Source organism: Bradyrhizobium sp. AUGA SZCCT0283, assembly GCF_018130385.1.
GTDB lineage: Bacteria > Pseudomonadota > Alphaproteobacteria > Rhizobiales > Xanthobacteraceae > Bradyrhizobium.
The window spans coordinates 1-24256 of the sequence record NZ_JAFCLU010000044.1 but is presented as its reverse complement, the minus strand read 5'-3'; the positions used below and the strand labels follow the sequence as shown (position 1 = coordinate 24256).

Annotated in this window: 26 protein-coding genes and 1 pseudogene; 26 read left to right on the top strand and 1 reads right to left on the bottom strand. The window is 63.9% G+C overall.

Going from position 1 to position 24256, the window contains the following annotated elements; genetic code table 11:
• The first annotated feature begins 5 nt into the window (after nucleotides 1-5).
• From JQ624_RS34495 to hypF, 20 genes are all read left to right on the top strand, one after another.
• Nucleotides 6-581: a HupE/UreJ family protein gene (locus JQ624_RS34495; RefSeq protein WP_212423343.1), complete on the top strand. Its 576-nt coding sequence runs from the start codon at nucleotides 6-8 to the stop codon at nucleotides 579-581.
• Between the two features lie 10 nt (nucleotides 582-591).
• Nucleotides 592-1302: a Ni/Fe-hydrogenase, b-type cytochrome subunit gene (cybH, locus tag JQ624_RS34490; protein WP_212423342.1), complete on the top strand. Its 711-nt coding sequence runs from the start codon at nucleotides 592-594 to the stop codon at nucleotides 1300-1302.
• Between the two features lie 462 nt (nucleotides 1303-1764).
• Nucleotides 1765-2370 (top strand): HyaD/HybD family hydrogenase maturation endopeptidase, encoded by a 606-nt coding sequence (locus tag JQ624_RS34485; RefSeq protein ID WP_409334407.1) that lies wholly within the window; start codon nucleotides 1765-1767, stop codon nucleotides 2368-2370.
• Nucleotides 2370-2717 carry a HypC/HybG/HupF family hydrogenase formation chaperone gene (locus JQ624_RS34480; protein WP_212423340.1) on the top strand — a complete coding sequence of 116 codons (348 nt, stop codon included), beginning with the start codon at nucleotides 2370-2372 and terminating at the stop codon, nucleotides 2715-2717. The genes JQ624_RS34485 and JQ624_RS34480 overlap by 1 nt, the downstream gene beginning before the upstream one ends.
• Nucleotides 2698-3162 (top strand): hydrogenase-1 expression HyaE, encoded by a 465-nt coding sequence (locus JQ624_RS34475; RefSeq protein WP_212423339.1) that lies wholly within the window; start codon nucleotides 2698-2700, stop codon nucleotides 3160-3162. Before JQ624_RS34480 ends, JQ624_RS34475 begins: the two co-directional genes overlap by 20 nt.
• Nucleotides 3159-3995 carry a hydrogenase expression/formation protein gene (locus tag JQ624_RS34470; RefSeq protein WP_212423338.1) on the top strand — a complete coding sequence of 279 codons (837 nt, stop codon included), beginning with the start codon at nucleotides 3159-3161 and terminating at the stop codon, nucleotides 3993-3995. Before JQ624_RS34475 ends, JQ624_RS34470 begins: the two co-directional genes overlap by 4 nt.
• A complete protein-coding gene (locus tag JQ624_RS34465; protein ID WP_212423337.1) occupies nucleotides 3992-4225 on the top strand; it encodes a rubredoxin in 234 nt (77 codons plus the stop codon). Before JQ624_RS34470 ends, JQ624_RS34465 begins: the two co-directional genes overlap by 4 nt.
• Nucleotides 4218-4805, top strand: a complete 588-nt coding sequence (gene hybE, locus JQ624_RS34460) for a [NiFe]-hydrogenase assembly chaperone HybE (protein ID WP_212423336.1) — start codon at nucleotides 4218-4220, stop codon at nucleotides 4803-4805. The genes JQ624_RS34465 and hybE overlap by 8 nt, the downstream gene beginning before the upstream one ends.
• On the top strand, nucleotides 4802-5980 hold the full coding sequence (locus JQ624_RS34455; protein ID WP_212423335.1) for a nickel-dependent hydrogenase large subunit: 1179 nt from the start codon (nucleotides 4802-4804) through the stop codon (nucleotides 5978-5980). Before hybE ends, JQ624_RS34455 begins: the two co-directional genes overlap by 4 nt.
• Nucleotides 5980-6321: a hydrogenase maturation nickel metallochaperone HypA gene (hypA, locus tag JQ624_RS34450; protein ID WP_212423334.1), complete on the top strand. Its 342-nt coding sequence runs from the start codon at nucleotides 5980-5982 to the stop codon at nucleotides 6319-6321. The genes JQ624_RS34455 and hypA overlap by 1 nt, the downstream gene beginning before the upstream one ends.
• A complete protein-coding gene (hypB, locus tag JQ624_RS34445; RefSeq protein ID WP_212423333.1) occupies nucleotides 6321-7283 on the top strand; it encodes a hydrogenase nickel incorporation protein HypB in 963 nt (320 codons plus the stop codon). The genes hypA and hypB overlap by 1 nt, the downstream gene beginning before the upstream one ends.
• A gap of 12 nt (nucleotides 7284-7295) precedes the next feature.
• The gene (locus JQ624_RS34440) at nucleotides 7296-7550 is read left to right on the top strand and encodes a HypC/HybG/HupF family hydrogenase formation chaperone (protein WP_212423332.1); all 255 of its coding nucleotides are present in this window, start codon (nucleotides 7296-7298) and stop codon (nucleotides 7548-7550) included.
• A complete protein-coding gene (gene hypD, locus JQ624_RS34435) occupies nucleotides 7547-8707 on the top strand; it encodes a hydrogenase formation protein HypD (RefSeq protein WP_212423331.1) in 1161 nt (386 codons plus the stop codon). The genes JQ624_RS34440 and hypD overlap by 4 nt, the downstream gene beginning before the upstream one ends.
• Nucleotides 8704-9753, top strand: coding sequence for a hydrogenase expression/formation protein HypE (gene hypE / locus JQ624_RS34430; protein WP_212423330.1), 1050 nt, complete (start codon nucleotides 8704-8706; stop codon nucleotides 9751-9753). Before hypD ends, hypE begins: the two co-directional genes overlap by 4 nt.
• A gap of 4 nt (nucleotides 9754-9757) precedes the next feature.
• Nucleotides 9758-11470, top strand: coding sequence for a hydrogenase maturation protein (locus JQ624_RS34425; protein WP_212423329.1), 1713 nt, complete (start codon nucleotides 9758-9760; stop codon nucleotides 11468-11470).
• Entirely contained in the window at nucleotides 11467-12954 is a 1488-nt protein-coding gene (locus JQ624_RS34420; protein WP_212423328.1) for a sigma-54 dependent transcriptional regulator, read from the top strand. The genes JQ624_RS34425 and JQ624_RS34420 overlap by 4 nt, the downstream gene beginning before the upstream one ends.
• A gap of 21 nt (nucleotides 12955-12975) precedes the next feature.
• Entirely contained in the window at nucleotides 12976-14370 is a 1395-nt protein-coding gene (locus JQ624_RS34415; RefSeq protein WP_249130297.1) for an ATP-binding protein, read from the top strand.
• Nucleotides 14351-15379: a HupU protein gene (locus tag JQ624_RS34410; RefSeq protein ID WP_212423327.1), complete on the top strand. Its 1029-nt coding sequence runs from the start codon at nucleotides 14351-14353 to the stop codon at nucleotides 15377-15379. The genes JQ624_RS34415 and JQ624_RS34410 overlap by 20 nt, the downstream gene beginning before the upstream one ends.
• On the top strand, nucleotides 15376-16827 hold the full coding sequence (locus tag JQ624_RS34405) for a nickel-dependent hydrogenase large subunit (protein WP_212423326.1): 1452 nt from the start codon (nucleotides 15376-15378) through the stop codon (nucleotides 16825-16827). The genes JQ624_RS34410 and JQ624_RS34405 overlap by 4 nt, the downstream gene beginning before the upstream one ends.
• Nucleotides 16828-19191 (top strand): carbamoyltransferase HypF, encoded by a 2364-nt coding sequence (gene hypF / locus JQ624_RS34400; protein ID WP_212423325.1) that lies wholly within the window; start codon nucleotides 16828-16830, stop codon nucleotides 19189-19191.
• A 306-nt stretch (nucleotides 19192-19497) separates the two neighbouring features.
• Here hypF and JQ624_RS34395 read toward each other — a convergent pair whose 3' ends face one another.
• Complete coding sequence (locus JQ624_RS34395; protein ID WP_212423324.1) at nucleotides 19498-19725, bottom strand: zinc ribbon domain-containing protein; 228 nt, start codon at nucleotides 19723-19725, stop codon at nucleotides 19498-19500.
• Between the two features lie 370 nt (nucleotides 19726-20095).
• Here JQ624_RS34395 and JQ624_RS34390 point away from each other — a divergent pair, with 370 nt between their 5' ends.
• The 6 genes and pseudogenes from JQ624_RS34390 to JQ624_RS34365 all read left to right on the top strand — a co-directional run.
• On the top strand, nucleotides 20096-20314 hold the full coding sequence (locus JQ624_RS34390) for a bacterioferritin-associated ferredoxin (protein WP_212423323.1): 219 nt from the start codon (nucleotides 20096-20098) through the stop codon (nucleotides 20312-20314).
• 390 nt (nucleotides 20315-20704) lie between these two features.
• Nucleotides 20705-21427 (top strand): SDR family NAD(P)-dependent oxidoreductase, encoded by a 723-nt coding sequence (locus JQ624_RS34385; protein ID WP_409334408.1) that lies wholly within the window; start codon nucleotides 20705-20707, stop codon nucleotides 21425-21427.
• A gap of 301 nt (nucleotides 21428-21728) precedes the next feature.
• Entirely contained in the window at nucleotides 21729-23474 is a 1746-nt protein-coding gene (nifA, locus tag JQ624_RS34380) for a nif-specific transcriptional activator NifA (protein WP_212423321.1), read from the top strand.
• A gap of 154 nt (nucleotides 23475-23628) precedes the next feature.
• Entirely contained in the window at nucleotides 23629-23823 is a 195-nt protein-coding gene (locus JQ624_RS34375; protein ID WP_212423320.1) for a 4Fe-4S binding protein, read from the top strand.
• Nucleotides 23824-23834: 11 nt separating this feature from the next.
• Entirely contained in the window at nucleotides 23835-24044 is a 210-nt protein-coding gene (locus tag JQ624_RS34370; RefSeq protein ID WP_212423319.1) for a hypothetical protein, read from the top strand.
• A 3-nt stretch (nucleotides 24045-24047) separates the two neighbouring features.
• A pseudogene (locus JQ624_RS34365) lies at nucleotides 24048-24256 on the top strand (Fe-S cluster assembly protein SufB); the annotation flags it as partial.

The window sequence follows — 24256 nt, the reverse complement described above, 5'->3', positions numbered from 1 at the left end:
AACCAATGAAAATATTCATTCGTTTCGCATCGGCCGCCGCCTTGGCGGCACTCGCAACGCCAGCTTTCGCGCATAGCGGGGCAGAGCCGCACATGCACGGCTTCGTGGCCGGACTTGCCCACCCGCTGGGCGGGCTCGACCACATGCTGGCCATGATCGCGGTCGGCATCTGGTCGGCGCTTGTCGCCGGGCGGCGGGTCTGGATCGTCCCGGCGATCTTCGTGGCCGCCATGTTGGCGGGGGCGGGGCTTGCTCTGGCCGCGGTCGCGCTGCCCGCGGCAGAAACTGCGATCGCGATGTCGGTGGTGGCGCTCGGTGCGCTGATCGCGGCAGGCGTCGGTCTGCCGGTCGGGGTGGGCGCGGCACTCATCGCGTTGTTCGCCGTCTTCCACGGCCATGCTCATGGCATCGAGGCGACCGGAACGATGGTTGGCTACATGGCCGGCTTCGCGATCACAACCGCGATCCTGCACATCGCGGGCATCGTGGTCGGCCGCACCATCGCCGTCGTGCCGCATGCGTCCCGCCTGCTCGGAGCCGGTATTGTGGCATCCGGCGCTTATCTCGTCGCGACATTGTGAGGAGAGCGTCATGTCGATAGATTCCGGCGCAACCATACAGCAGGCGGTCTACGTTTATGAGGGGCCGGTCCGGCTCTGGCATTGGATCAACGCTCTCGCCATTCTCGTGCTGGCGGTGACGGGATATTTCATCGGCGCGCCTTTTCCCTCGCTATCGGGTGAGGCGAGCGATCATTACCTGATGGGCTACATCAGGTTCGCCCATTTTGCGGCCGGCTACGTGCTGATCGCCGGCTTTATACTCCGGTTGTACTGGGCGTTCGTCGGCAATCCCCATGCGCGGCAGATATTCCTGCCGCCGCTGTTCAACGCCCACTGGTGGGGTGAAGTCTTCCACGAGATCAAGTGGTATCTCTTCATCGCCAGGGAACCCAAGAAGTACGAGGGCCACAATCCGCTAGCCACCCTCGTGATGCACTTCGTGTTCGTGTGGGGCATCGTCTTCATGATGGCGACGGGCCTGGCCCTCTACGGCGAGGGCGAAGGCATGGGCTCGTGGCAGTACCGCTGGTTCTCCGGCTGGATCATCGGCCTGTTCGGCAACAGCCAGAATGTCCACACGTGGCATCATGTCGGGATGTGGGCCATCGTGTGCTTCGTGCTGGTTCACGTCTATGCGGCCCTTCGTGAAGACGTGATGTCGCGGCAGAGCATCGTCAGCACGATGATCTCCGGTTGGCGCACGTTCAAGGACGCGCGGCCGCCTGACGATCGTCACTGAACGGCGGCAGGCGTCCGCAAAGGTTATAACAACGGCACGGGGCGCGTTTCACGCGCCCCGATTGCTTTTGCGGGACGCGACGGGAAGCGTATCCGTCAGTCACGGCGCCCTGTCAGCGGATGAGCCAATACGGCGGGCGTCCTGGAAATGTTCTGACCAAGCAGGACCGCCCCAAAGGGGGCCGCCAGGAATTGGCCCTGCAGGTGCTACGAGGCTGGAAGCCGGCTTTCCAGATCCGGTTGGTGTTTGGCAATTTCGCTTGCATCGATCCCGGCCGCTGCCTTGCATCATCGAGGGATAGTTCACTGTTTTTGTTGCCATTTCATCCGGTGGCCCAAACCTTGCTAACCACTTCCCTAACGCAACGCTCGGCAATCAAGAACGAGGAGGCGTGCGATGGAAACGCCGAAGGTCCTGATCATCGGGATCGGAAATCTGCTATGGGCTGACGAGGGGTTCGGTGTGCGCGCCGTCGAGGCAATGCACCGCCTTTATCAGTGGCCCGAAAATGTCCGCCTGATGGATGGCGGCACGCAGGGCCTCTATCTCGTGCAGCATGTGCGCGAGGCCGATATCCTGATCGTGTTCGATGCGGTCGATTACGGCTTGCCGCCCGGCACGATCAAGCTGGTCGAGGGCGATGAGGTGCCCAAATTCCTCGGCGCGAAAAAGATCAGTCTGCATCAGACGGGATTTCAGGAAGTGCTGGCCACGGCCGAGCTTCTGGGCGGCGCGACGCAGCACCTGTACCTGATTGGTGTGCAGCCGGTGGAACTCGACGACTTCGGAGGTTCGCTGCGCGACGAGATGAAGGCGCGTATCGGTCCGGCAATCCAGCACGCGATCGATTTCCTCGCCCGCTTCGGGATCAGCGGCTATCGGCGCGACGTGCCGTTGCCGGAAACGGAGACGCTCGCCTGCGAGCACATGGTGATGTCGCGCTATGAGGCGCAGCGGCCTTCCGCCGAGGATGCCTGTCGCTTCGGCGATCCGCGCGTGTTGATGGCGGAACGGGTCCATGCTGGGACAGCCGATCGACAGCCTCCACAAACGCCCGGAGTCGGGTGATGTGCATCGGTGTGCCCATGCAGGTGATCCGACCGGAATCCGGCTACGCCATCTGCGAAGCCGCCGGCGAGCGCCGCGAGATCGATATGCGCCTCGTCGGCGATCAGCCGGAAGGGACGTGGGTTCTGGTTTTCCTCGACGCCGCACGCGAGGTGGTGACGTCCGAACAGGCGTTGCTCATCGGCAGTGCGCTCGATGCGCTCAGGCTGGCTCTCGGTGGAAAGACCGAAGACATCGACCACCTGTTTCCCGATCTTGCCGGCCGCGAGCCGGAACTTCCGCCCCACCTCAAAATCCAGTTGCCGCCATCTCGAAAGGATAGTGCCGATGTCGACGCCACTCATTGACGCGCTGGTCGAAAGACACGGGTTCAGCCTCGTCGGCGAGGCGAATGTGGATGCCTTTCTCGATGCCCATGAGCATTCGCTGCTGTTCTTTCCCGGCGATGCCGACCGTCTGGTCGAAAGCAACGACGCCGCTGTCATCGTTGCCGAGTTGATGAAGTCGTTCGGTGGGCGCCTGGCCCCGGCGCTGGTCGAGAAGGCCTCCGAGCGCGCGCTGCAGCGGCGCTTCCGCTTCAATACCTTTCCGGCTTTCGTATTTCTTCGCCGCCGGGGCTATCTCGGCGCGATCACCCGGCTGCTCGACTGGCAAGATTACTTTGCCGAGATCGAGGCCATTCTGGCGCGCAGCCCCAGCGAGCCGCCGCCCTTCAATCTGCCCGCGAGCATCGCCGCGCATCTGAGGGCAAGCGGATCGGACAGCCACGATCATTCGGGAGAGGTCGCATGAGCGGGATCAACATGGGGATCGTCGGACCTGGAACCCAGCCGGCCGACGCGGACGGCGCCGAACTCGCCTACATGGAAATGCCGAAGGCCATGCGGACTTACGCCATGCCCGCAGTACCGGAGCCGGACGAAGTCGAGGACATCGATTCGGCGCTCGCCCTTCTGGGCGAAGTCCGCGATGCGCTTGCCGAAGGGAGAAGCGCGAGCTTCGATCTCGGCGCGCTCGACAGGCAAAACCGGGCTTTCGTGGATCAGGTGCTCGGGGACGGCGAGGTCTCTATCGTCGCGGGAAGTACCATCCAGGCGCAGGAATCGGTTCTGGCCGGCGTGTGGCGCGTTCACGAACTGAACGCGGCGGGCCGTCTGCAAAGGGACACGATCGAGGTCGGCGGCTTTCCCCGTTGCGTGCTGCTATCGGCTCAGGATGCCACGGCGCCTGTCTTGAAGTCTCACGACGGACCGCTACCCGCCATGGTCTACAATGCGCCGGCGCTGGTTACGGAGATGACTGACAAACTCGCGGCCTGGCGGCCGGGCGCCGAGGCTCATGTCATCAATCTGAGCCTGCTGCCGCTCAGCGACGAGGACGTCAGCTACCTCGATGCGCGGCTCGGATCGGGCTCGGTGACGATCCTGTCGCGCGGCTACGGCAATTGCCGCATTTCGTCGACGGCAACGCGCAATGGCTGGTATGTGCGCTACTTCAACTCCCGCGAGGCGGTCATCCTGAACACGATCGAGATCACCGATATCCCAAGCGTGGCCTGCGCGGCGCCGGAGGACCTCGAGGACAGCGCCCAGCGGCTGGGCGAGATTCTGGACGTCTACCTGTGAGCGATCATTTCTTTGCGGGCTCGTTCGGCGGCGACAACGCCAAGATCGACGACGCCACGCGTCTGGAGTGCAAGATCTGCTGGTACGTCTACGATCCGGTCGAGGGAGACACCTACTGGCAGATTCCAGCTGGCACGCCCTTCACTGGACTGCCGGAGCACTGGACATGTCCCAACTGCGACGGTGCCAAGGACGGCTTTCTCGTGCTCGACGATGAAACACATGGCTGACAGCATGCTCGAACCCAAGCCGACGGATGTGGAGCTGCGCGCTGTCGCCGCCGGGCTGGAGGCGGCCTTCGAACGGGTGCATCGCGAGCGGATGCAGGACGTGCCAATTCTCAACCCCGCGCTTGCAGTCAAGGCCGTCGGGACACGCGTGGTGCAGGCCGGCTGGCTGTCCGCGCTGGTAACGCCCTGGTTCATCAATTTGATGCTGCTGCCGCGCACGTCCGGCCAGCGCCAAGACTACCTTGCCCTGCAGATCGGTAGCACTGTCACTCACAGCTTTCCCGCCGGACGCTTCGAATTCATCGTCGGTGAGGAGGGCGGTCTGGGCCGCTATCAGATGTGCTCGCTGTTTTCGCCGGTGCTGGAGTTCGAAAGCCACGGCGCGGCGCTGATCACGGCGGAATCCGCTGTCACGGTACTGTTCGACGTCCGTCTGGCTGACGATGCAGAGCAGCCGGCCGGCGCCGGATCGGCCGGAGAGCGCCCTCATTCGGGCGGCGACGCGATGGAGGCTGGGAAGCTGTCGCGGCGCGGTCTATTGTTCGGCCGCAATCCTGAAGCCGAGGTTGTCGAGCCATGACGATTGCGGGGCGCCTGGATATCGATTTGACGTGCCGGTCCGGGTCGTCCGCCTCGGCCCGGATCGCATCGAGCCGTCCACGCGGGGTGACCCGGATGTTCCATGGCCGCCGGCCAGCCGAGGTGGCGAACCTGGTGCCGCTGGTGTTCGGCGTTTGCGGCATGGCGCAGGGCGCGGCGGCGGCGACGGCGTGCGAGCGCGCGCTCGGCATCGCAACATCCTCCGAAACCAGGCGAATGCGCGATTCTCTGCTGTTGGCGGAAACAGCCCGCGAGCATTTGCTACGAGTGGCGATGGATTGGCCGCGCTGCATGGCATTGGCGACCGATCCGGCAACGCTGCGCCAGGTGATGGGGCTCGACCAGCGGTTTCGCCAGGCAATGGCCGGCAGCGGAACCGTGTTTGAGCCGGGCGGCGTGGTGAGGTGCGATGTTGCGGCGATCGAAAGCGCGGTCGCCGATCTCGGCGATCTCCTCGAGACGGTTGTGTTCGGAGAGCCTCCGGATACCTGGCTCGCCCGAAGCACACTCGCGGATCTCGGAGACTGGGCCCATGCGGGCAGATTGCCCGCCCAGCTTCTGTTGCAGCGGACGTTGCGCTCCGCCGCGTTGCAGATCGGCTCGGTCTCCATCGATGCCGTGCCGGATATTGATGACGTCGACCTTGCCAGCATGCTGTTCGGCGAAAACGCCGAGCAGTTCATCGCATTGCCAACCTGGGAGGGGCGCCCCCGGGAAACGACGGCGCTGTCGCGGCAAGCCCGGCATCCGCTGATCCAGGCGCTTGGCGACGGGCGCGAGCATGGCATCGGCGCGCGGCTGGTCGCGCGGCTCGTCGAGCTCGCGGGCCTGCCCGATCGGATGACTGACCTTGGCGAAGCGGGGAGCCTCGGGAGTGAGGGCGACGAAACGGTCGATGCCTGCGGGGACGGCATCGGTATCGCGCGCAGCGAGGCGGCGCGTGGCCGGCTTATCCACGGTGTCGAGATCCAGCGCGGGCTCGTGAAGCGCTATCTGATCGTGGCCCCGACCGAATGGAATTTTCATCCCGAGGGTGCCGCCGCTCGGGCTCTCGCGCAGATCGCCGGCAGCGGGCGGAGCGATGCGCGTGGCTTGGCGGATCTGATGATTACGGCATTCGACCCTTGTGTTGAATATAGTCTTGCGGTGCACTGATGCATGAGATGGCGCTGGCGGAAAGCATTCTGACGACGCTGCAGGAGCAGGCCCGCCAGCACGATTACGCGCGGGTCAGGACCGTCTGGCTGGAAATCGGTCCACTTGCCAGCGTCGAGGAGGAATCGCTGCGTTTCTCTTTCGACGTCGTGGTCAAGGGAACGCTGGCGGATGGCGCACGGCTTGAGATCGAGACAAGCCCAGCACAGGCCTGGTGCTTGTCGTGCTGCAAGAGTGTAGCGGTGGTCCGGCGCTTTGATGCCTGCCCCGAATGTGGCGGGCATCAGTTGCAGATGACCTCGGGGGATGAACTGAGGATCAAGGAACTGGAGGTCGACTGATGTGTACAGTTTGCGGATGCGCGACGGGCGAAACCACGATCGAAGGCGCTGCAAGAAGCAGACCTCACGAGCACGCCCATGCCGACGGAACCGTGCATAGCCATGCACATCACGATGGGCGTCATCATCATGGCGATCATCACCATCATCATGGCCATGACGGCGATCACGAACATCCGCATCACGAGCATCACCACCACCAGCATGGCCCCGGAGCTGCGGTGATGGATTTCGGCGCCGGGCCCGCTCGCGCGCATGCCCCCGGTCTCAGCCAGACTCGCATGGTGCAAATCGAGCAGGATATCCTGGCGAAGAACAATGCCTATGCCGCCGCCAACCGGGCTTGCTTCGACGCCGCCGGCATCCTGGCGCTGAATGTCGTCTCCAGTCCGGGCTCCGGCAAGACCACGCTGCTTGTCGCCACCATCGAACTGCTCAAGACTCAAGTGCCTGTTGCGGTGATCGAAGGTGATCAGCAGACCAGCAACGACGCCGAACGCATCCGGGCAACCGGCGTTCCGGCGCTTCAGATCAATACCGGCAAAGGCTGTCATCTCGACGCCCATATGGTCGGCCATGCAGTCGAGACCTTGCGACCCGCTGATGGGGCGGTGCTGTTCGTCGAAAACGTCGGCAATCTCGTCTGTCCGGCGGCGTTCGATCTCGGCGAGGCGCACCGCGTTGTCGTGCTGTCGGTGACCGAGGGCGAGGACAAGCCGCTGAAATATCCCGATATGTTCGCGTCCGCCAACCTGATGTTGCTGTCGAAGGTCGATCTGTTGCCGCATGTCGATTTCGACGCCAAGGCGTGCGTCGCCAACGCCCGCAAGGTCAACCCAAGGATCAAGGTCATCGAGGTCTCGGCCAAGACCGGGGCAGGCATGGCGGCGTGGATCGCGTGGCTGCAGGCGGCGCGCACGCTCGCCTTCCCCAGTGGCGAGGTCGCAGCCGCGACGCGATAGGGAGTTTGACGCATGTGCCTGGCATTGCCCGCCGAGATCGTGTCGATCGACAACAGCCGCGAGACGGCCATCGTCGCGCTCGGGCCGGTGAAGAAGGAAATCTCGATCGCGCTGCTAGACGAGGTCTCGGTCGGCGATTTCGTGCTGGTCCACGTCGGCTTCGCCCTGCATCGGCTGTCGCCGGAGGAAGCGGATCGCACGCTCGCCCTGATGCGCGAGGCGGGCGAGAACCCTGAGAAGGAGTTCGCCGAGGGGGACGCGCCATGAAATACGTCGACGAGTTTCGCGCCGGCGATCTCGCGCAGGGGCTGGCCGCGGCCATCGCCCGCGAGGTCGACACGTCGCACACTTATAATGTCATGGAGTTCTGCGGCGGGCATACCCACGCGATCTTTCGGTATGGTGTTCAGGATCTAATGCCGGCCAACCTGCGCTTCGTGCATGGTCCGGGCTGTCCGGTCTGCGTGCTGCCCATCGGTCGCGTCGACAACGCACTCGAACTCGCCGGCGATCCCAGGGTAATCCTTTGCACCTACGGCGACATGATGCGCGTGCCGGCCACCGGGCGGCGCAGCATGCTCAAGGCCAAGGCCGAAGGCGCCGACATCAGGATGATATATTCAACGCAAGATGCGCTTCGCATCGCGGTCGAGAATCCCGATCGCGAAGTGGTTCTGTTTGCCATCGGCTTCGAGACGACCACGCCGCCGACGGCGGTCGTGCTGAAGCAGGTCGCCGCGGCCGGACTGAAGAATTTCTCGGTTTTCTGCAACCATGTGCTGACGCCCGCGGCGATCACGCATATCCTCGAAAGTCCGGAGGTACGCGAAATCGGCACGGTGGCGATCGACGGTTTCCTCGGCCCCTCGCATGTCAGCTCCGTGATCGGCAGTCAGCCCTATGAGTTCTTCGCGCAGGAATACCAGCGCCCGGTGGTGATCGCCGGGTTCGAGCCGCTCGATGTGATGCAAGCGACGCTGATGATTGTCCGCCAGCTCAATGAGGGGCGCCACGAGGTCGAGAACCAGTATGCCCGCGTTGTCACGCGCGAAGGCAACCGCAAGGCCCAGGCGCTCGTCGCCGAGGTCTTCGAGCTCAGGCCCTCCTTCGAGTGGCGCGGGCTTGGGCTCGTGCCCTACAGTGCGCTTCGGATCCGGCGGCAGTTCGCGGCATTCGATGCCGAGTTGCGGTTCGGCATCGAGACCAAACCCGCGCGCGATGCCAAGAGCTGCGAGTGTCCATCGATCTTGCGTGGCGCCAAGAAGCCCACCGACTGCAAGCTGTTCGGCACCGTCTGCACGCCGGAGAGCCCGATCGGCTCGTGCATGGTCTCCTCCGAAGGCGCCTGCGCCGCTTACTGGACCTATGGCCGCTTCCGCCAACCGGGCAGGCCGACGGCGCCCTCCACGGAGGCCGCCGCATGACCGCGCACGACGCACGCTTTGTCGGCGGCACGATCCCGCTATCGGGGTCCATCGACATGATGCACGGCAGCGGCGGCCGGGCCACCGCCGAACTGGTGCAGGCATTGTTCGTGCGGCACTTCGACAACCCGATGCTCCGCGCCGGCAACGACCAGGCGGCATTTCAGCCGCCTGCCGGCCGTCTCGTCATCAGCACCGACGGGCATGTAGTCTCACCACTGTTCTTCCCCGGCGGAGATATCGGCTCGCTCGCCGTGCACGGCACCATCAACGACGTCGCCATGGCCGGGGCCCGGCCGCTCTATCTGTCCGCCGCCTTCATCCTGGAGCAGGGCTTTCCGCTTGCCGATCTCGAGCGCATCGTCGTCTCCATGGCGGCGGCATCGCGGCTCGCCGGCGTGCCGATCGTTACCGGCGACACCAAAGTGGTTGAGCGGGGCAAGGGCGACGGGGTTTTCATCACCACGACCGGGGTCGGCGTCGTTCCCGAAGGTGTCGATGTTTCGGGCGACAAGGCGCGACCGGGCGACGTCATCCTGCTCAACGGCAGCATTGGCGACCACGGCGTCGCCATCCTGTCGAAACGCGAGAACCTGGCCTTCGAGACCGAAATCCGCTCGGACAGCGCCGCGCTCCACGGCCTCGTCGCCGACATGGTGGCGGCCGTGCCCGGCATCCGGGTGCTGCGCGACCCGACGCGAGGCGGGCTCGCTTCCACGCTGAACGAAATCGCCCAGCAATCGCGCGTCGGCGTGCGGCTCGACGAGACGGCAATTCCGATGAAGGCCGACGTGCGGGCCGCATGCGAGCTGCTCGGTCTCGATCCGCTTTATATCGCGAACGAGGGCAAGCTTATCGCAATCTGTGCGCCGGGTGATGCGGATCGTCTGCTGGCCGTCATGCGCGCCCATCCGCTCGGGCGGGAGACGGCGGTGATCGGCGAAGTCGTGGCCGACGATCTTGCTTTTGTCCAGATGCGGACCGCATTCGGCGGCGTACGCATGGTGGACTGGCTCGCCGGCGAGCAGCTACCGAGGATCTGTTGACGCCATGCGCATTCTGCTCCTCACCCACGCCTTCAACAGCCTCGCACAGCGGCTGTTCATCGAGCTGCGCGAGCGGGGCCATGACGTTACGGTCGAGCTGGACATTAACGACGCCGTGACGCACGAGGCCATTGAGCTCGCCGCTCCCGATCTTGTGATCGCGCCGTTTCTGAAGCGGGCGATTGCCGAGGCCGTATGGCGCCAGGTCCCTTGCTTCATCGTCCATCCCGGCATCCGGGGTGACCGCGGACCGTCGTCGCTCGACTGGGCGCTTCTCGACGCAGAGCCTGTTTGGGGCGTCACGGTATTGCAGGCGGAAGCGGAGATGGATGCTGGCCCGGTGTGGGCCTCTTGCGAGTTTCCGATGCGGGATGCTGCCAAGTCGAGCATCTATCGCGACGAAGTAACGGCGGCGGCGGTTGCCGCCGTGCTGGAAGCGGTCGATCGCTTCACGCAAGGCAGCTTCACGCCCCAGCGGATCGGTCCGGCGGAGGGCGTTCGCGGCCGCGCGCGCCCCGCCATGCTTCAGGCCGATCGCGCTATCGACTGGTCTTCCGACACAACGGCGCGCGTGCTGACAAAGATCCGCAGTGGCGACGGTAACCCCGGCGTCCGGGACCAGATGTTTGACCGTACTGTCCATCTCTACAACGCGAAGCCTGCGGCGGGTCTCAACGGGCCGCCCGGCGCCGTATTGGCTCGGTCCGGCCCGGCGATTGCGCGCGCGACGATCGATGGGGCAGTCTGGATCGGCCACCTTCGCGAGCCAGCCGGCGAGCATCCCTTCAAGCTGCCTGCCACCCACGTGCTGGCGGGTGAAGTCGCGGGGCTAGCCGCCGTTCCGGTCGATGCGGCGGCCGGCTTTGGCGAAATCGCCTATCGTGAGGCCGGCGCCGTCGGCTTGCTTCATTTCGACTTCTACAACGGAGCCATGGGCACCGAGGCGTCCAGGCGCCTGCTTGCCGCCTACCGCATGGCGACCGAACGTCCCACCAAAGTCATCGTGCTGCTTGGCGGCACCGAATTCTGGTCCAACGGCATGGACCTCAATCTGATCGAGGCGTCGCGCAGCCCGGCGGACGAATCGTGGGCCAATATCAATGCGCTCGACGATCTGGCCGAGGCCATCGTGCGTACCCGAAGTCATCTGACGGTCGCGGCCGTCAGCGGCAACGCCGGCGCCGGCGGGGTCTTTCTCGCGCGCACCGCCGACCTTGTATGGCTGCGCGACGGCGTGGTGCTGAATCCGCACTACAAGGACATGGGCAATCTGTTCGGGTCGGAGCTGTGGACGTATCTCTTGCCGCGACGAGCCGGCGCCGCGGCAGCCCGAAACGTAACCGAGGCGCGTTTGCCGATCGGGGGCGCCGAAGCGGTCGCGCTGGGCCTGGCCGATGACAGCATCGCGGTTGCGACGCGCTCCGACTTCACCCGTGCGGTGATTGCCCGCGCCGAGGCGCTCGCCGCCGAGCCCGGCTGGTCGCTTCGCATCGTCGGGAAGGCCCGGCTTCGTGACGCCGATGAGGCGGAGAAGTCGCTCGCGCTCTATCGCGCCGAGGAGCTCGAGCAGATGCGCCGCAATTTCTACGGCTTCGATCCGAGCTACCATGTGGCGCGTTCGAATTTCGTGCGCAAGGTCGCGAAGTCCCGGACGCCGGTAACCATCGCGCGGCACCGCGATCGACGATGTCGTTTCCCCCGGAGGATAGCGTCATGACCCAATTGCCGACGGTCCTCGTCGTCGATGACGAGTTGCGCAGCGTCGAGGCGCTGCAGCGCATCCTCGAGGAGGACTTCGACGTCCGCACGGCCGTCACCGTCCATGACGCCGAGAAAATCCTGGAAAGCGAAGTCGTCGAGGTGGTGCTGTGCGATCAACGTATGCCCGATATGACGGGGGTTGAGTTCCTCAAATCCGTGCGCGCGCGCTGGCCCGATACCGTGCGCATGATCATCTCAGGCTATACCGATGCCGACGATATCATCAGCGGCATCAACGATGCCGGCATCTACCAGTACGTGACGAAACCCTGGCAACCTGAGGCTCTGATCCTCACCATCACAAATGCCATTCGCCTGTACCGCCTGCAGCGTGAAAACGAGTTGCTTGCCGTCGAATTGAAAATGTCGGCGACTCGGGCGGAAAGGGTCGTCGCGGCTCGCCGACAGGAGCTGAAGCAGCAGTATCACAGCGATGATGGTATCACTCGGGCCGCCGACAGTCCGTTGAACGAGGTGTGCGCGCGGTTGCTGCGCGTCGCACCCTTCGACGTCTCGGTATTGGTGTCCGGCGAATCCGGCACCGGCAAGGAACTGGTCGCCCGCGCCCTGCACTACAACAGCTTGCGCTGGAACAAACCGTTCGTCGTCGAGAACTGCGCCGCCATGCCTGACGAATTGCTCGAAAGCGAGCTGTTCGGTCACAAGCGTGGTGCGTTCACGGGTGCCGTCGAAGACCATACCGGGCTGTTCGAGCGCGCCGACGGCGGCACGGTGTTCCTCGACGAGATCGGCGAGATCTCGCCGGCATTCCAGGCCAAGCTGCTGCGGGTGCTGCAGGAGGGCGAGATCCGACCCGTCGGCCGCGGCGCGTCGCGCAAGGTCGATGTTCGGGTGATCGCCGCCACCAATCGCGTCCTGGAGAGCGAAGTGCGTGATGGCCGTTTCCGCGAGGATCTGTATTACCGGCTCGCCGCCGTTACCATTGATGTCCCGGCGCTGCGCGACCGTCCGATGGATATCTCCATCATCGCGCGCATGCTGCTCGAGAAGGCGCAGAAGCAATTCGGCAAGCATGTCGAGGGCTTTACCGAAGAGGCGCTCGCCTGCATGGAGGCCTATCACTGGCCGGGCAATGTCCGGGAGCTGCAGAACGAAATCCAGCATTTGCTGGTGATGGGACCGGAGGGTGGGTTGCTCGGTGCGGAGCTGTTATCCCGCAGAATACTGCGCGCGGCTCCCGAGGATGAGGCCGAGGATGTCGCGATGCTGGTGGGCCTCGAGGGCCCGCTGAAAGAGCGCATCGAGCAACTCGAGGCCCGCATCTTGAAGGAAACGCTGATCCGCCACAAATGGAACAAGAGCCGGGCCGCCAAGGAACTTGGCTTGTCTCGCGTCGGGCTTCGGGCCAAGCTTGAGCGCTACGGGCTGGAAAAGATCGAGCCGATCGATCCGCGCTCCCGCAGCAGGGCTGCCTCCTGAGTGGCAGAGGAGTATCGGAGCTTGTCCAGATTGATACCGTACGACAAGGACGTGCCGTCGGGTTTGATCGAGCGGGCCGGCGTCGCCGAAGCCATTGCGCTGTCGCCTGCGTCCGAGGACGCCTGGATCGACGTCATTCGCAAGATGGACGAGGTCTATTCCGAGCTCGTTCAATCCCAGGTCGAGCTGGAGCAGAAGAACGCCGAGCTGGAGGAGGCGCGACAGTTCATCGATAGCGTGGTCGCCGCCATGACCGACGTGCTGATCGTCTGCGACAGGTCCGGCCACATCGAGCAGGTCAATCAGGCACTCGAGCGGCTCACGGGCAAAAGCGGCAAGTCGCTCACCGGCGAACCGCTGGAGGTGCTGTTGGCTCCGGGCCAGGAGCCCCTGTTCGACGAGTTGCGCTCGAAACTGCACGGCGGCATGAGCCCTGGAGATTGCGAGATCTCGTTCATCGACAGCACCGGCACGCCGACCCTGCTGTCGATGAGCTGCTCGTCGCGATGCGATCACAAGGGGCGCTTCGTCGGTCTGGTGCTGATCGGCCGTCCGGTCGGCGAGCTGCGCCGCGCCTATACCGAACTCGCCGCCGCCCACCAGGACCTGCGTCAGGCGCAGAAGCAGTTGGTGTTCTCCGAGAAGATGGCCGCACTCGGCCGTCTCGTCGCCGGCGTCGCCCACGAACTCAACAATCCGATCAGTTTTGTATTCGGCAATATGCATGCGTTGAAGCGCTATGGCGGACGGCTCACCAAATATCTTCAGGCGATCGACCAGGGAGAAAGTCCCGACCGGCTGCTTGAATTGCGCGACTCCCTGAAGATCGATCGTATCCTGCTTGACGTCGGCCCGCTCGTTGAAGGCACTCTCGAGGGCGCCGAGCGCGTGAGCGAAATCGTCCAGGACCTGCGCCGGTTCTCCAGCTCCCAGACCGAGCCGCTGGAGAGCTTCAATGTGAGCCGCGTGGTTCGTACTGCGATCAGCTGGGTGGTGAAGACGACGCGGATCAAGCCGGAGGTCGTGCTCGATTTGCCTGATCGGCTCGAGGTGGTCGGCCGGCGCGGGCCGGTTCATCAGATCATGGTCAATCTCGTGCAGAACGCCATCGACGTCATGGCCGAGCAGCCGGAGCAGAAACTGATCGTCAGCGGCGTCCGCGAGGGGCAATGGGTCGTGGTCCGCGTGCGCGACTTTGGTCCCGGCATGTCGGCCACCGCGATGAAGCGGCTGTTCGAGCCGTTCTTTACGACCAAGCCGATCGGCAAGGGAACCGGGCTTGGGCTCTATGTCAGCTATGGCCTCGCCGAAGAGCTGGGTGGACAGCTCGAGGGGGCCAATCACGAGGAGGGTGGCGCCGTCTTCACGTTGCGCCTGCCGGCCCAGGAGGCACAAGATGCATCAACCCACCGGTAAACCTCGCCGCATGAACTTGCTGTGGCTGCAATCGGGGGGCTGTGGCGGCTGCACGCTTTCGCTGATCGGCGCCGAATCGCCTGACCTCCTTACGGTGCTCGATATCGCCGGCATCGATCTGGCGTGGCATCCTTCGCTCAGCGAGGCAACCGGGTTCGAACTGCATGAGCTTCTGGCGCGCCTGCTGTCGGGCGAGGAGCCGCTCGACATCCTCTGCCTCGAAGGCTCGGTGATCCGCGGCCCGCGGGGCACCGGGCGCTTCCACATGCTGTCGGGCAGCGATCGGCCGATGAAGGATCTGATCGCCGATCTGGCGCCGTTGGCGCGCCACGTCGTCGCCGTCGGAACCTGCGCCGCCTTCGGCGGCATCACGGCGGCTGGCGACAATCCTTCAGACGCTTGCGGGCTCGCCTATGACGGGCGTGAGCCCGGCGGGCTGCTCGGGCAGCGTTTTCGTTCCCGCTCCGGACTGCCGGTGATTAATGTCTCCGGTTGTCCCGTTCATCCGGGGTGGGTCGTCGAGACCTTCCTGCAACTCGCCGGCGGCACGTTGACGGAAGCCGACCTCGACGGCATCGGGCGGCCGCGTTTCTATGCCGATCATCTCGTTCATCACGGTTGCACGCGCAATGAATATTACGAGTTCAAGGCGAGCGCGCAGAATCTGTGCGAGATGGGCTGCATGATGGAGCATCTCGGCTGCATGGGCACGCAGGTTCACGCCGACTGCAACATCCGGCTCTGGAACGGCGAGGGCTCGTGCACGCGCGGCGGTTACCCCTGCATCAGCTGTACCGAGCCGGGGTTCGAGGAACTGGATCATCCCTTTACGGTGACGCCGAAGCGCGCAGGCATCCCGGTCGGCCTTCCAACCGATATGCCCAAGGCGTGGTTCGTGGCTCTCGCCTCATTGTCCAAGGCCGCCACCCCGGAACGGCTTCGAAAGAATGCGGTTGCCGATCACATCGTGGTTCCACCTGTCGGTCGCCAGAGAAAACCCCACAAATGACGCGTCGTGTCGTCGGGCCATTCAACCGGGTTGAGGGTGATCTCGAGATCAAACTCGACATCGATGGCGGAGCGGTGCGCGCGGCCTTCATCAACTCGCCATTGTTTCGCGGGTTCGAGCAGATCCTGGTCGGCAAGGACCCGAGCGACGCCCTGGTCTATACGCCTCGGATTTGCGGGATTTGCTCGGTGTCGCAATCGATGGCAGCCGCCACCGCGCTTGCGGGCCTGCAGGGCGTTGCGATTCCGGACAATGGCACACTCGTCCAGAACCTGGTGATGGCGGCCGAAAATGCCGCCGACCACCTGACGCATTTCTATTTGTTTTTCATGCCGGATTTCGCAAGGTCGGTGTATCAGTCCGAGCCATGGTTCGAGGCAGCCGAAACGCGCTTCAAGGCGATAAGCGGCGCGGCGGCGCGTGAGGTCTTGCCGGCGCGTGCCGAGTTTCTGCATTTGATGGGGATTCTCGCCGGGCGCTGGCCGCATACGCTCGGGCTTCAGCCCGGCGGAACGACGCGGGCCGTCGGCGCCAGCGAACAGGCGCGTCTGCTCGCCACCGTCGTTTCCTTGCGCAGGTTTCTCGAGGCCACATTGTTCGCCGATCCGCTGGAGCGGATAACTGCGCTTGACAGCGAAGCCGCGCTCGATGCGTGGATGGACGCCGCCGCGCCCGAGCGGGGCGATCTCCGCCACTTTCTGACGGTGTCGAAGGCGATCGGGCTCGACAAGCTTGGGCGAGGCACCGGGCGTTATCTGAGCTACGGCGCCTATGCCATGAATGGCGGATACGCTTTCGGACGCGGCGTCGTCGATGCCGGGCGTCCGCGTGCCTTTCATTCTGCGGAGATCGCGGAGGACCACGCCTCGTCCTGGCTGGCGCGGCCTGAAGTCCCTGCGCACCCCTCGCACGGGGTCACGCTGCCGGAGCCCGACGCGCCGGGCGGTTATACCTGGTGCAAGGCACCGCGATTGGCCGGTGCGGTGGTCGAGGTCGGCGCCCTGGCCCGGCAGATCGTTGATGGTCATCCGCTGATCGTCGATCTCGTCGCCAGGGGCGGCGGCAATGCCCGCACCCGCATCATCGCCCGCATGCTGGAGATCGCCCGCATCATGCCGCTGATGGAGGCCTGGGTGCGCGCGATCCGCCCGCGCGAGCCGTTCTGCGCCCATGCCGCGATGCCGAAGGAGGGTGAGTGCGAAGGACTGGTCGAGGCAGCACGGGGCGCGCTCGGTCACTGGATGCAGGTGCGTGACGGACGCATCGTCAACTACCAGATCGTCGCGCCAACGACCTGGAATTTTTCGCCCCGCGACGAAAACGGAACTCCCGGCGTCTGCGAACAGGCGCTCGTCGACGCGCCCGTGCGCGAGGGAGAGATCGAGCCGGTTGCCGTGCAGCACATCGTGCGCTCGTTCGACCCGTGCATGGTCTGCACGGTGCATTGAATGACGAGAGCCCGACCAGCGTCGACGATGGTGGCAGGTGCCTCCTATCGCGTGCGCGGTCTGGTGCAGGGTGTCGGATTCCGTCCCGCGGTCTGGCGACTCGCAACGTCGTTCGGGCTTCGTGGCGAGGTGCTGAACGACGGCGAGGGCGTGTTGATCCGCGCTTGGGGTCCGCCTGATGCGCTCGATGGCTTCTCACTCTCGCTGCGTCGGGAGGTGCCCCGGCTCGCGCGCATCGATGATATCGTGCGCCAACCGTTGCCGGGTGGCCCGGAAAGCGATGAATTTCGCATCGTCGGGAGTGGCGCAGGCCGGGTGCGTACCGGCGTCGTTCCCGATGCGGCGACTTGTCCCGAATGTCTCGCGGAGGTGTTCGATCCCGCCAACCGGCGCTATCGCTATCCGTTCACCAATTGCACGCATTGCGGTCCGCGACTCTCGATCGTCCGCGCGATTCCCTACGATCGCGCCACCACGTCGATGGCCGCCTTTGCCATGTGCCCGGCCTGTCTGGCCGAATACGGAAATCCCGGCGACCGGCGCTTCCACGCGCAGCCGAATGCCTGTCCCGATTGCGGGCCGCGGGTCTGGCTTGCGGACGCGCAAGGCCGCGAACTTCAACCGCCGTCGACGAGCGACGCAATTGCGGCCGCGGCCGCCGCCATTCGCGCCGGGCACATCGTCGCGATCAAGGGCATCGGCGGGTTTCACCTGGCCTGTGATGCCACCAACGAGGACGTTGTCGCCAGGCTGAGGGTGCGCAAGCACCGTTATGCCAAACCCTTCGCATTGATGGCGCGCGACATCGATATGGTCGGGAAGTATGCCCATGTCCCGGATCACGACCGTTCCGCGCTGACCAGCGCTGCGGCCCCCGTCGTAATTCTGGATGCATTGGATGCTGCCTGCCGGCTGGCCCCATCGATCGCGCCCGGCCAGTCGAATTTCGGGTTCATGCTCGCCTATTCGCCGTTGCATCACCTGCTGATGTCCGATCTCTCCGCGCCGATCGTGCTCACCTCCGGCAACCGCAGCGACGAGCCCCAGGTGATCGCCAACGACGAGGCGCTTGCGAGCCTCGCTTGCATCGCCGATCTCTGGCTGCTGCATGACCGCGATATCGTCAGTCGCCTTGACGATTCCGTAGTACGGTCGATGTCCGGCGCACCTCGATTGTTGCGCCGTGCCCGCGGCTATGCACCCGAATCGATTCAGCTCGGCGAGGGGTTTGCCGATGCCGCGCCGGTGATGGCGATGGGGGCGGAACTCAAATCGACCGTCTGCCTTGTTCGCGAGGGGCGCGCGATCGTCTCGCAGCACATCGGCGACCTCGGGGACGCGGCCACCTATGCCGACTATCGAAGGGTGCTGTCGCACTACCGGGAACTGCACTGCTTTTCGCCTGTGCTCGTCGCCGTGGATGCTCATCCGGATTATCTCTCGACGCAATGGGGCGAGGCATGTGCCCGCCAGGATGGCTGTTTGCTTGTCCGCATCCCGCACCATCATGCCCACGTCGCGAGCTGCCTCGCCGAGCACCGCGTTGCACTCGACGCGCCACCCGTGCTGGCGATGGTTCTCGATGGACTTGGGCTTGGCGAGGACGGGACGCTATGGGGCGGTGAGATTTTGCTCGCCGACTATGTCTCGGCCGAACGTCTTGGGAGTTTCATGCCGGTGCCGCTGCTCGGCGGCGCGCGCGCCATGCGCGAGCCCTGGCGCAATGCCTTCGCGCACCTCGCGCAGTTCATCGGCTGGGACGATGTTTGCAGCCGATACCCCGATCTCGCTGTCGTGCGGCGGCTCTCGGCAAAGCCCGTGGCAACGCTGCGAGCCATGATGGAAAATGGCTTCAACGCGCCGCCGGCCTCCTCGGCTGGGCGGCTGTTCGACGCGGTCGCGGCCGTACTCGGCGTTTCGCCGGAGACCTGCTCCTATGAAGGTCAGGCAGCGATTGGCCTCGAGACGCTGGCGGCGACGGCTCCTGGCGAGCCGGGTGACGACTACATGGGTGAGATCATGCATGGGCGGATCGAGCTCATCTCATGGACAGCGATGTGGCGCAGCCTGCTCGCCGATCTGGCGCGGGGCCTCGATGCGGCGCGCATCGCCGCCAGGTTCCATGCGGGCCTCACGCTGACCCTTTCATCCATGGCCGCGCGTCTCGCTGGCCATCATGGTATAGATACCATTGTCCTTGGTGGAGGTGTCTTTCAGAATCGTCTGTTGCTCGAAGCCGTAACGCTCGATCTTGGGGCTCGCGGCCTCAGAGTGCTGAGCTCTCGGCTGTTGCCCGCCAACGATGGCGGTATCTCGCTGGGGCAGGGGGCAATCGCTGCTGCACGTTCGCTTTGTCGCGCTTGAAGACAGGTTCGGTTCCGGTTGCGCCAGCCGGCGCGGGGAGTCTTGCTCGAACCGAGACATTCCTGCTGTCATTACTTCAGCCTCTGTATGCGACGACCCCGCCGAGTCTACGATCGAAGGTCGGGGGAACTGATCGAGCAGGAAGTACAGCATCAGTCTGTTGCTGCTGAGGTATGGCAGCGCGTCGATGAGATGAAGAAGGCATTTCTGGTGCGGCGATCCCGAAGTAGCTTTGATGAGCCCGGGCCGGGTGGGATGCCCGAGGTCGAGATTAAGTGGGATTGATCGTGCCAAGGCTTGGAGCCATCAGCGTCGGCGTTCGGCGCGGCTAAAATTGCTCAGATGCCCTGCGCGTGCCGCTTGCGCCCGCGCTGATTTGGCGAGGCTGCGGCTTTTGCCTTCCGGCGCGGTTCGAGAGATCAGGCGCTCCAGATTTATTCCGCCGCAGGTTGGACAGTCAGCCGTATCGGAAGAGTTGACCAGCAACTCAAATTCCGTGTCGCAGTCGGCGCAATGGTAACTGTAAAGCGGCATGGCCGCGCCTCCGTTCGGCGATTCGGGAATCGCCCTTTTGCGGGTCCTTCGACCCGGTGATGACCAACTCACTCGAAGGTCGCCCGTTCGACCGGAAAACCTTCACCCGAACGGCTGTGCAGGAACCGGACCAAGCCGAGGCGTCTCTGCCGGAGCGCCATCGCACAGGCGACGCCAGAGCACTCTCCCCTGGAGCACTTGACCTAAATCAACACGCCATTCGTAACTGCATCCAGCGTAGAGAAGTTATCGAGACCTTCTCCTGCATACCATGTGCCCGTTTGGTCTCGGTTGGCTGGGCTTTCTGTCAAGTGGGGCTTCAGTGCAGGGCCGGAGGTCTGCGACCTGAGACCGGCCGATCGGGATTCCGATGATTGTCTGCTCCTGCAACGTATTGAGCGACTATGAGGTGCGAGCCGTCGCCTGCACGGCGACGCGCCGCACCACGACCTATGTTTATGGCCGCCTCGGTTGCAGAGCGCGGTGCGGTCGCTGCGCCCCCACCATCCGGGAGATAATGGACGAGGTGCTCATCGGAGCGAAAGTCGTTCCAGTTGACGACACCACACCCGCCGCTGCGGACGAATAGCCGTCGCTTGCAAGCGGTATCGCCGTCCACTGCAGCGATCATTCCCTGGTGCCGACCTCGCCATTGTACCGAACATGACGCGAATGTCGGGGTGTCGACACTCCCTTGCATTCGCCGCTTCAAAATTGGCTCGTACTCCATCCGATCGGGAGATTTCAGCCTCGAAGACACGATCTCACTGGCTTGGCCCGGATCGTGCAAATCCTCCAATGTCGGTAAGTCTCCGACGCTACGCGTTGCGAACGCCGCGGATTTGCCATGACCCTTGATACACTCAGCGCCGGACCCGAGGGGCGATCCAAGTTGGGATCGGCGCTGGAGAATACCGTGCGCTGTCCGTTTCCCGGGTTGCCTTCGCGGGTTCCGCAGCGATCGACCGAGCAGAAAGCCATGGTGTTGACCGGCGCTTCGCGCGGTATCGGGCACGCAACGGTCAAGCTGTTTTCGGAAGCAGGTTGGCGGATCATCACCTGCTCGCGTCAGCCGTTCGATGGCGAGCGGTGCCCATGGGATGCGGGATCGGATGACCACGTCGAGGTCGATCTCGGCGATCACCGTGCCATGCCGCAGGCGCTTGCCGAGATCAAGGCGCGCCTTGGGGGAATGCCGCTGCATGCGTTGGTCAACAATGCGGGTTTCTCTCCGAAGAATGTCGAGGGTGGCCGTCTCACGTCGTTGACGACGCCCGTCGATACATGGATGAGTGTCTTCCACGTCAATTTTCTGGCACCGATCCTGCTGGCCCGCGGCCTGTTCGACGAGTTGAAGGCCGGCTCCGGCACAGTCGTCAATGTAACGTCGATCGTCGGCTCGCGCGTGCATCCGTTTGCCGGCACGGCTTACGCCACATCGAAAGCCGCGCTGGCCTGTCTGACTCGGGAGATGGCCCACGACTTCGCGCCCCACGGCATCCGGGTGAACGCGATAGCGCCGGGCGAGATCAAGACCGATATCCTGTCACCCGAGACCGAGGCGCGGCTCGCGCCCGTCATCCCGATGGGACGGATCGGCTCGCCCGACGAGGTCGCCAAGGTGATCTTCTTTCTGTGCTCGGACGCGGCGAGCTACGTGACCGGTGAGGAAATCAAAATCAATGGCGGACAACACGTCTGAGCCGTCGGGCCTGGAGAAGGGGCGCAGGCGAAGCGACTGGACCACCGGTGCCGTCAGTTTAATCGAGCCGGTTTGATCCAGATCAATGCGGGCGCTGTAAAGACGTCCGCACCGGCCCAATTGCCGGTATTTGCTGGGTTGGGCCACGGGACGACGGCGGAAAAAGATGTGCAACTCGCGCTATTAAGTTTCGCAGGACTGCGGTGAACTTGAGCACGACAATTGAATGAAGATGGGACAGGATATCAACAATCCTTCAGAAAAGTCGGCGAGGAAAGTCCAGGACGATGGAGAAATCACCATGGCCCGCGCCGATGCCTCTGTTGCCGAAAGCTTCGAACTGCAGACCAAGCCGCCGCTGATTCCGCTGAGCGAGATTGCGCTCACCGGGATCTACGAGATTTCCAAGATTCTCAATGCGCCAAACCGGCTTGAGACCACGCTTTCGAACGTTCTCAACGTTTTGTCGTCGTTTCTACAGATGCGCCACGGCGTCATTTCGCTGCTGGCCGACGACGATGTTCCGGATGTCACGGTCGGCGTTGGCTGGAATGAGGGGACCGACGAGCGCTACCGCGCTCGGCTGCCGGAAACGGCGATCAGGCAAATCATCGCGACTGCCGTTCCATTGGTCGCAGAAGACGTCGCCACCCATCCACTGTTCATGACGGATGCGACTGCGCTTGGAGCAGAAGGAGACGTCAGGGTATCATTCATCGGAGTGCCGATCCGGATTGGCGCGAAGGTAGTCGGGACGTTGACCATCGATCGCGTCTGGGATGGTCGATCGGTGTTTCGGCTCGATACCGATGTTCGCTTCCTCACGATGATTGCCAATCTGATTGGCCAGACGGTGCAACTCCACCGCGTCGTCTCGCGCGACCGCGACCGCTTGATGGCCGAGAGTTACCGTCTGCAAAAGGAGCTGTCGGAGCTCAAGCCGGCGCGGGAGCGCAAGAAAGTCCACATCAAGGGTATCGTCGGAGACAGTCCGGCTCTCCGTTCGCTGCTCGAGCAGATTACGATCGTCGCCAAATCCAATTCCACCGTGTTGGTGCGCGGCGAATCCGGCACTGGCAAGGAGCTGATTGCCAAGGCGATTCACGAGTTGTCGCCACGCGCCAAAGGCCCTTTCATCAAGATCAACTGTGCTGCATTGCCGGAATCGGTCCTCGAGTCCGAGCTGTTCGGCCACGAAAAGGGAGCATTTACCGGTGCGCTCAATGCGCGCAAGGGACGCTTCGAACTTGCCGACAAGGGTACGCTGTTCCTCGATGAGATCGGTGAGATTTCTCCCGCTTTCCAGGCCAAACTTCTGCGCGTGCTTCAGGAGCAGGAATTCGAGCGTGTCGGCGGCAACCATACCATCAAGGTCGACGTGCGTGTCGTCACGGCGACCAACAGGAACCTCGAGGAAGCGGTGGCTCGCAAGGAATTTCGCGCCGACCTCTATTATCGTATCAGTGTCGTGCCGATTCTGATGCCGCCGCTGCGTGAGCGGCGTAGCGATATCCCGCAGCTTGCCGGCGAATTCCTCAGGCGTTTCAACGGCGAGAACGGCCGGACCCTGACCTTCGACTCGACTGCGGTGGAAGTTCTGATGGGCTGTGGCTTCCCGGGCAACGTGCGCGAGCTCGAGAATTGCGTTCAGCGGACTGCGACATTGGCGCATGGCCCGGCGATCATGATGGAGGATTTTGCCTGTCGCCGGAACGAATGCCTGTCTGCGATGCTCTGGAAAGGCAGTTCGGAAGTCGCGCCGCCGCGGTTGCGGCCGGCGATCCCGCTGCCGGTGTTACCGGCCGTGCCCGCAGGCGGAGCGACGAATACCAGCACGTCGCCAGGTCAACCAGCCACCGCCCCCGATCCAAAGCCTGCTGGCTCGGCTGAAGCGAACTGGGGGCAGATGAGCGATCGTGATCGCTTCATCGCGGCGATGGAGAAATCCGGCTGGGTTCAGGCCAAGGCCGCCCGCATCCTGGGCTTGACGCCGCGCCAGATCGGCTATGCGTTGAAGAAGCATGGCATCGAGGTCAAGCACCTCTAAAACGCGACTGTCGCAGTTGCGACAGCCTGTCGTGGGCGCGACAGGACATCGATCCGAGACAACTGCAAATAATGATTGCAAATCAACGGGCTGACTTCTGGCACGGCGCTTGAAAGGGAGATGGCGTCCGGCATCGACGCGCGGGAGTCACGAGATGGCCTACAAGATCATTGCCTCACAATGCACGGTATGTGGCGCGTGTGAATTCGAGTGTCCCAACGCCGCCATTCGTCTCAAGAACGACATGTACATCATCGATCCAAAGAAATGCACCGAATGCGTCGGGCATTTCGATACGCCGCAATGTGCCGTGGTGTGCCCGGTCGAAAACACCTGCGTGCCCGCGTGAGGATCGCTGCGATGAAAAATCACAGTGGCAACATCAGGGGAGCAGGCGGACCAGTTGCCTGGCTGGGCGGGCTTCTGATGACGCTTTTCGCGGGGGAAGAACTGCGTGTCCGCCAGGTGATCGCGCGTGCGGTGACACGGGCGCGTCCGGATGGCGGGTTGGATTCGAAAATGCGTTGGCATGCCCGGCACGATCTGGCAGCCGATCCGCGGGTGGAGTGACGAATGGCAGCCGTGCAGGAGACCGTCGAACGGGTCCGGAGCGTCGACGTCGAGCAATACAAGTACGGGTTCGTGACCGATATCGAGTCCGACAAGGCACCCAAGGGGCTCTCGGAAGACACCGTCCGCTTCATTTCCGCGAAAAAGAACGAGCCGGCCTGGATGCTGGAATGGCGGCTGGAGGCCTATCGCCGCTGGCTGACCATGACCGA

Bases quoted from the DNA above. Each gene is read 5' to 3' on its own strand.
- JQ624_RS34495 (WP_212423343.1), top strand. From the start codon at position 6: ATGAAAATATTCATTCGTTTCGCATCGGCCGCCGCCTTGGCGGCACTC.
- cybH (WP_212423342.1), top strand. From the start codon at position 592: ATGTCGATAGATTCCGGCGCAACCATACAGCAGGCGGTCTACGTTTAT.
- JQ624_RS34480 (WP_212423340.1), top strand. From the start codon at position 2,370: ATGTGCATCGGTGTGCCCATGCAGGTGATCCGACCGGAATCCGGCTAC.
- JQ624_RS34475 (WP_212423339.1), top strand. From the start codon at position 2,698: ATGTCGACGCCACTCATTGACGCGCTGGTCGAAAGACACGGGTTCAGC.
- JQ624_RS34470 (WP_212423338.1), top strand. From the start codon at position 3,159: ATGAGCGGGATCAACATGGGGATCGTCGGACCTGGAACCCAGCCGGCC.
- hybE (WP_212423336.1), top strand. From the start codon at position 4,218: ATGGCTGACAGCATGCTCGAACCCAAGCCGACGGATGTGGAGCTGCGC.
- JQ624_RS34455 (WP_212423335.1), top strand. From the start codon at position 4,802: ATGACGATTGCGGGGCGCCTGGATATCGATTTGACGTGCCGGTCCGGG.
- hypA (WP_212423334.1), top strand. From the start codon at position 5,980: ATGCATGAGATGGCGCTGGCGGAAAGCATTCTGACGACGCTGCAGGAG.
- hypB (WP_212423333.1), top strand. From the start codon at position 6,321: ATGTGTACAGTTTGCGGATGCGCGACGGGCGAAACCACGATCGAAGGC.
- JQ624_RS34440 (WP_212423332.1), top strand. From the start codon at position 7,296: ATGTGCCTGGCATTGCCCGCCGAGATCGTGTCGATCGACAACAGCCGC.
- hypD (WP_212423331.1), top strand. From the start codon at position 7,547: ATGAAATACGTCGACGAGTTTCGCGCCGGCGATCTCGCGCAGGGGCTG.
- hypE (WP_212423330.1), top strand. From the start codon at position 8,704: ATGACCGCGCACGACGCACGCTTTGTCGGCGGCACGATCCCGCTATCG.
- JQ624_RS34425 (WP_212423329.1), top strand. From the start codon at position 9,758: ATGCGCATTCTGCTCCTCACCCACGCCTTCAACAGCCTCGCACAGCGG.
- JQ624_RS34420 (WP_212423328.1), top strand. From the start codon at position 11,467: ATGACCCAATTGCCGACGGTCCTCGTCGTCGATGACGAGTTGCGCAGC.
- JQ624_RS34410 (WP_212423327.1), top strand. From the start codon at position 14,351: ATGCATCAACCCACCGGTAAACCTCGCCGCATGAACTTGCTGTGGCTG.
- JQ624_RS34405 (WP_212423326.1), top strand. From the start codon at position 15,376: ATGACGCGTCGTGTCGTCGGGCCATTCAACCGGGTTGAGGGTGATCTC.
- hypF (WP_212423325.1), top strand. From the start codon at position 16,828: ATGACGAGAGCCCGACCAGCGTCGACGATGGTGGCAGGTGCCTCCTAT.
- JQ624_RS34395 (WP_212423324.1), bottom strand. From the start codon at position 19,725: ATGCCGCTTTACAGTTACCATTGCGCCGACTGCGACACGGAATTTGAG.
- JQ624_RS34390 (WP_212423323.1), top strand. From the start codon at position 20,096: ATGATTGTCTGCTCCTGCAACGTATTGAGCGACTATGAGGTGCGAGCC.
- JQ624_RS34385 (WP_409334408.1), top strand. From the start codon at position 20,705: ATGGTGTTGACCGGCGCTTCGCGCGGTATCGGGCACGCAACGGTCAAG.
- nifA (WP_212423321.1), top strand. From the start codon at position 21,729: ATGGCCCGCGCCGATGCCTCTGTTGCCGAAAGCTTCGAACTGCAGACC.
- JQ624_RS34375 (WP_212423320.1), top strand. From the start codon at position 23,629: ATGGCCTACAAGATCATTGCCTCACAATGCACGGTATGTGGCGCGTGT.
- JQ624_RS34370 (WP_212423319.1), top strand. From the start codon at position 23,835: ATGAAAAATCACAGTGGCAACATCAGGGGAGCAGGCGGACCAGTTGCC.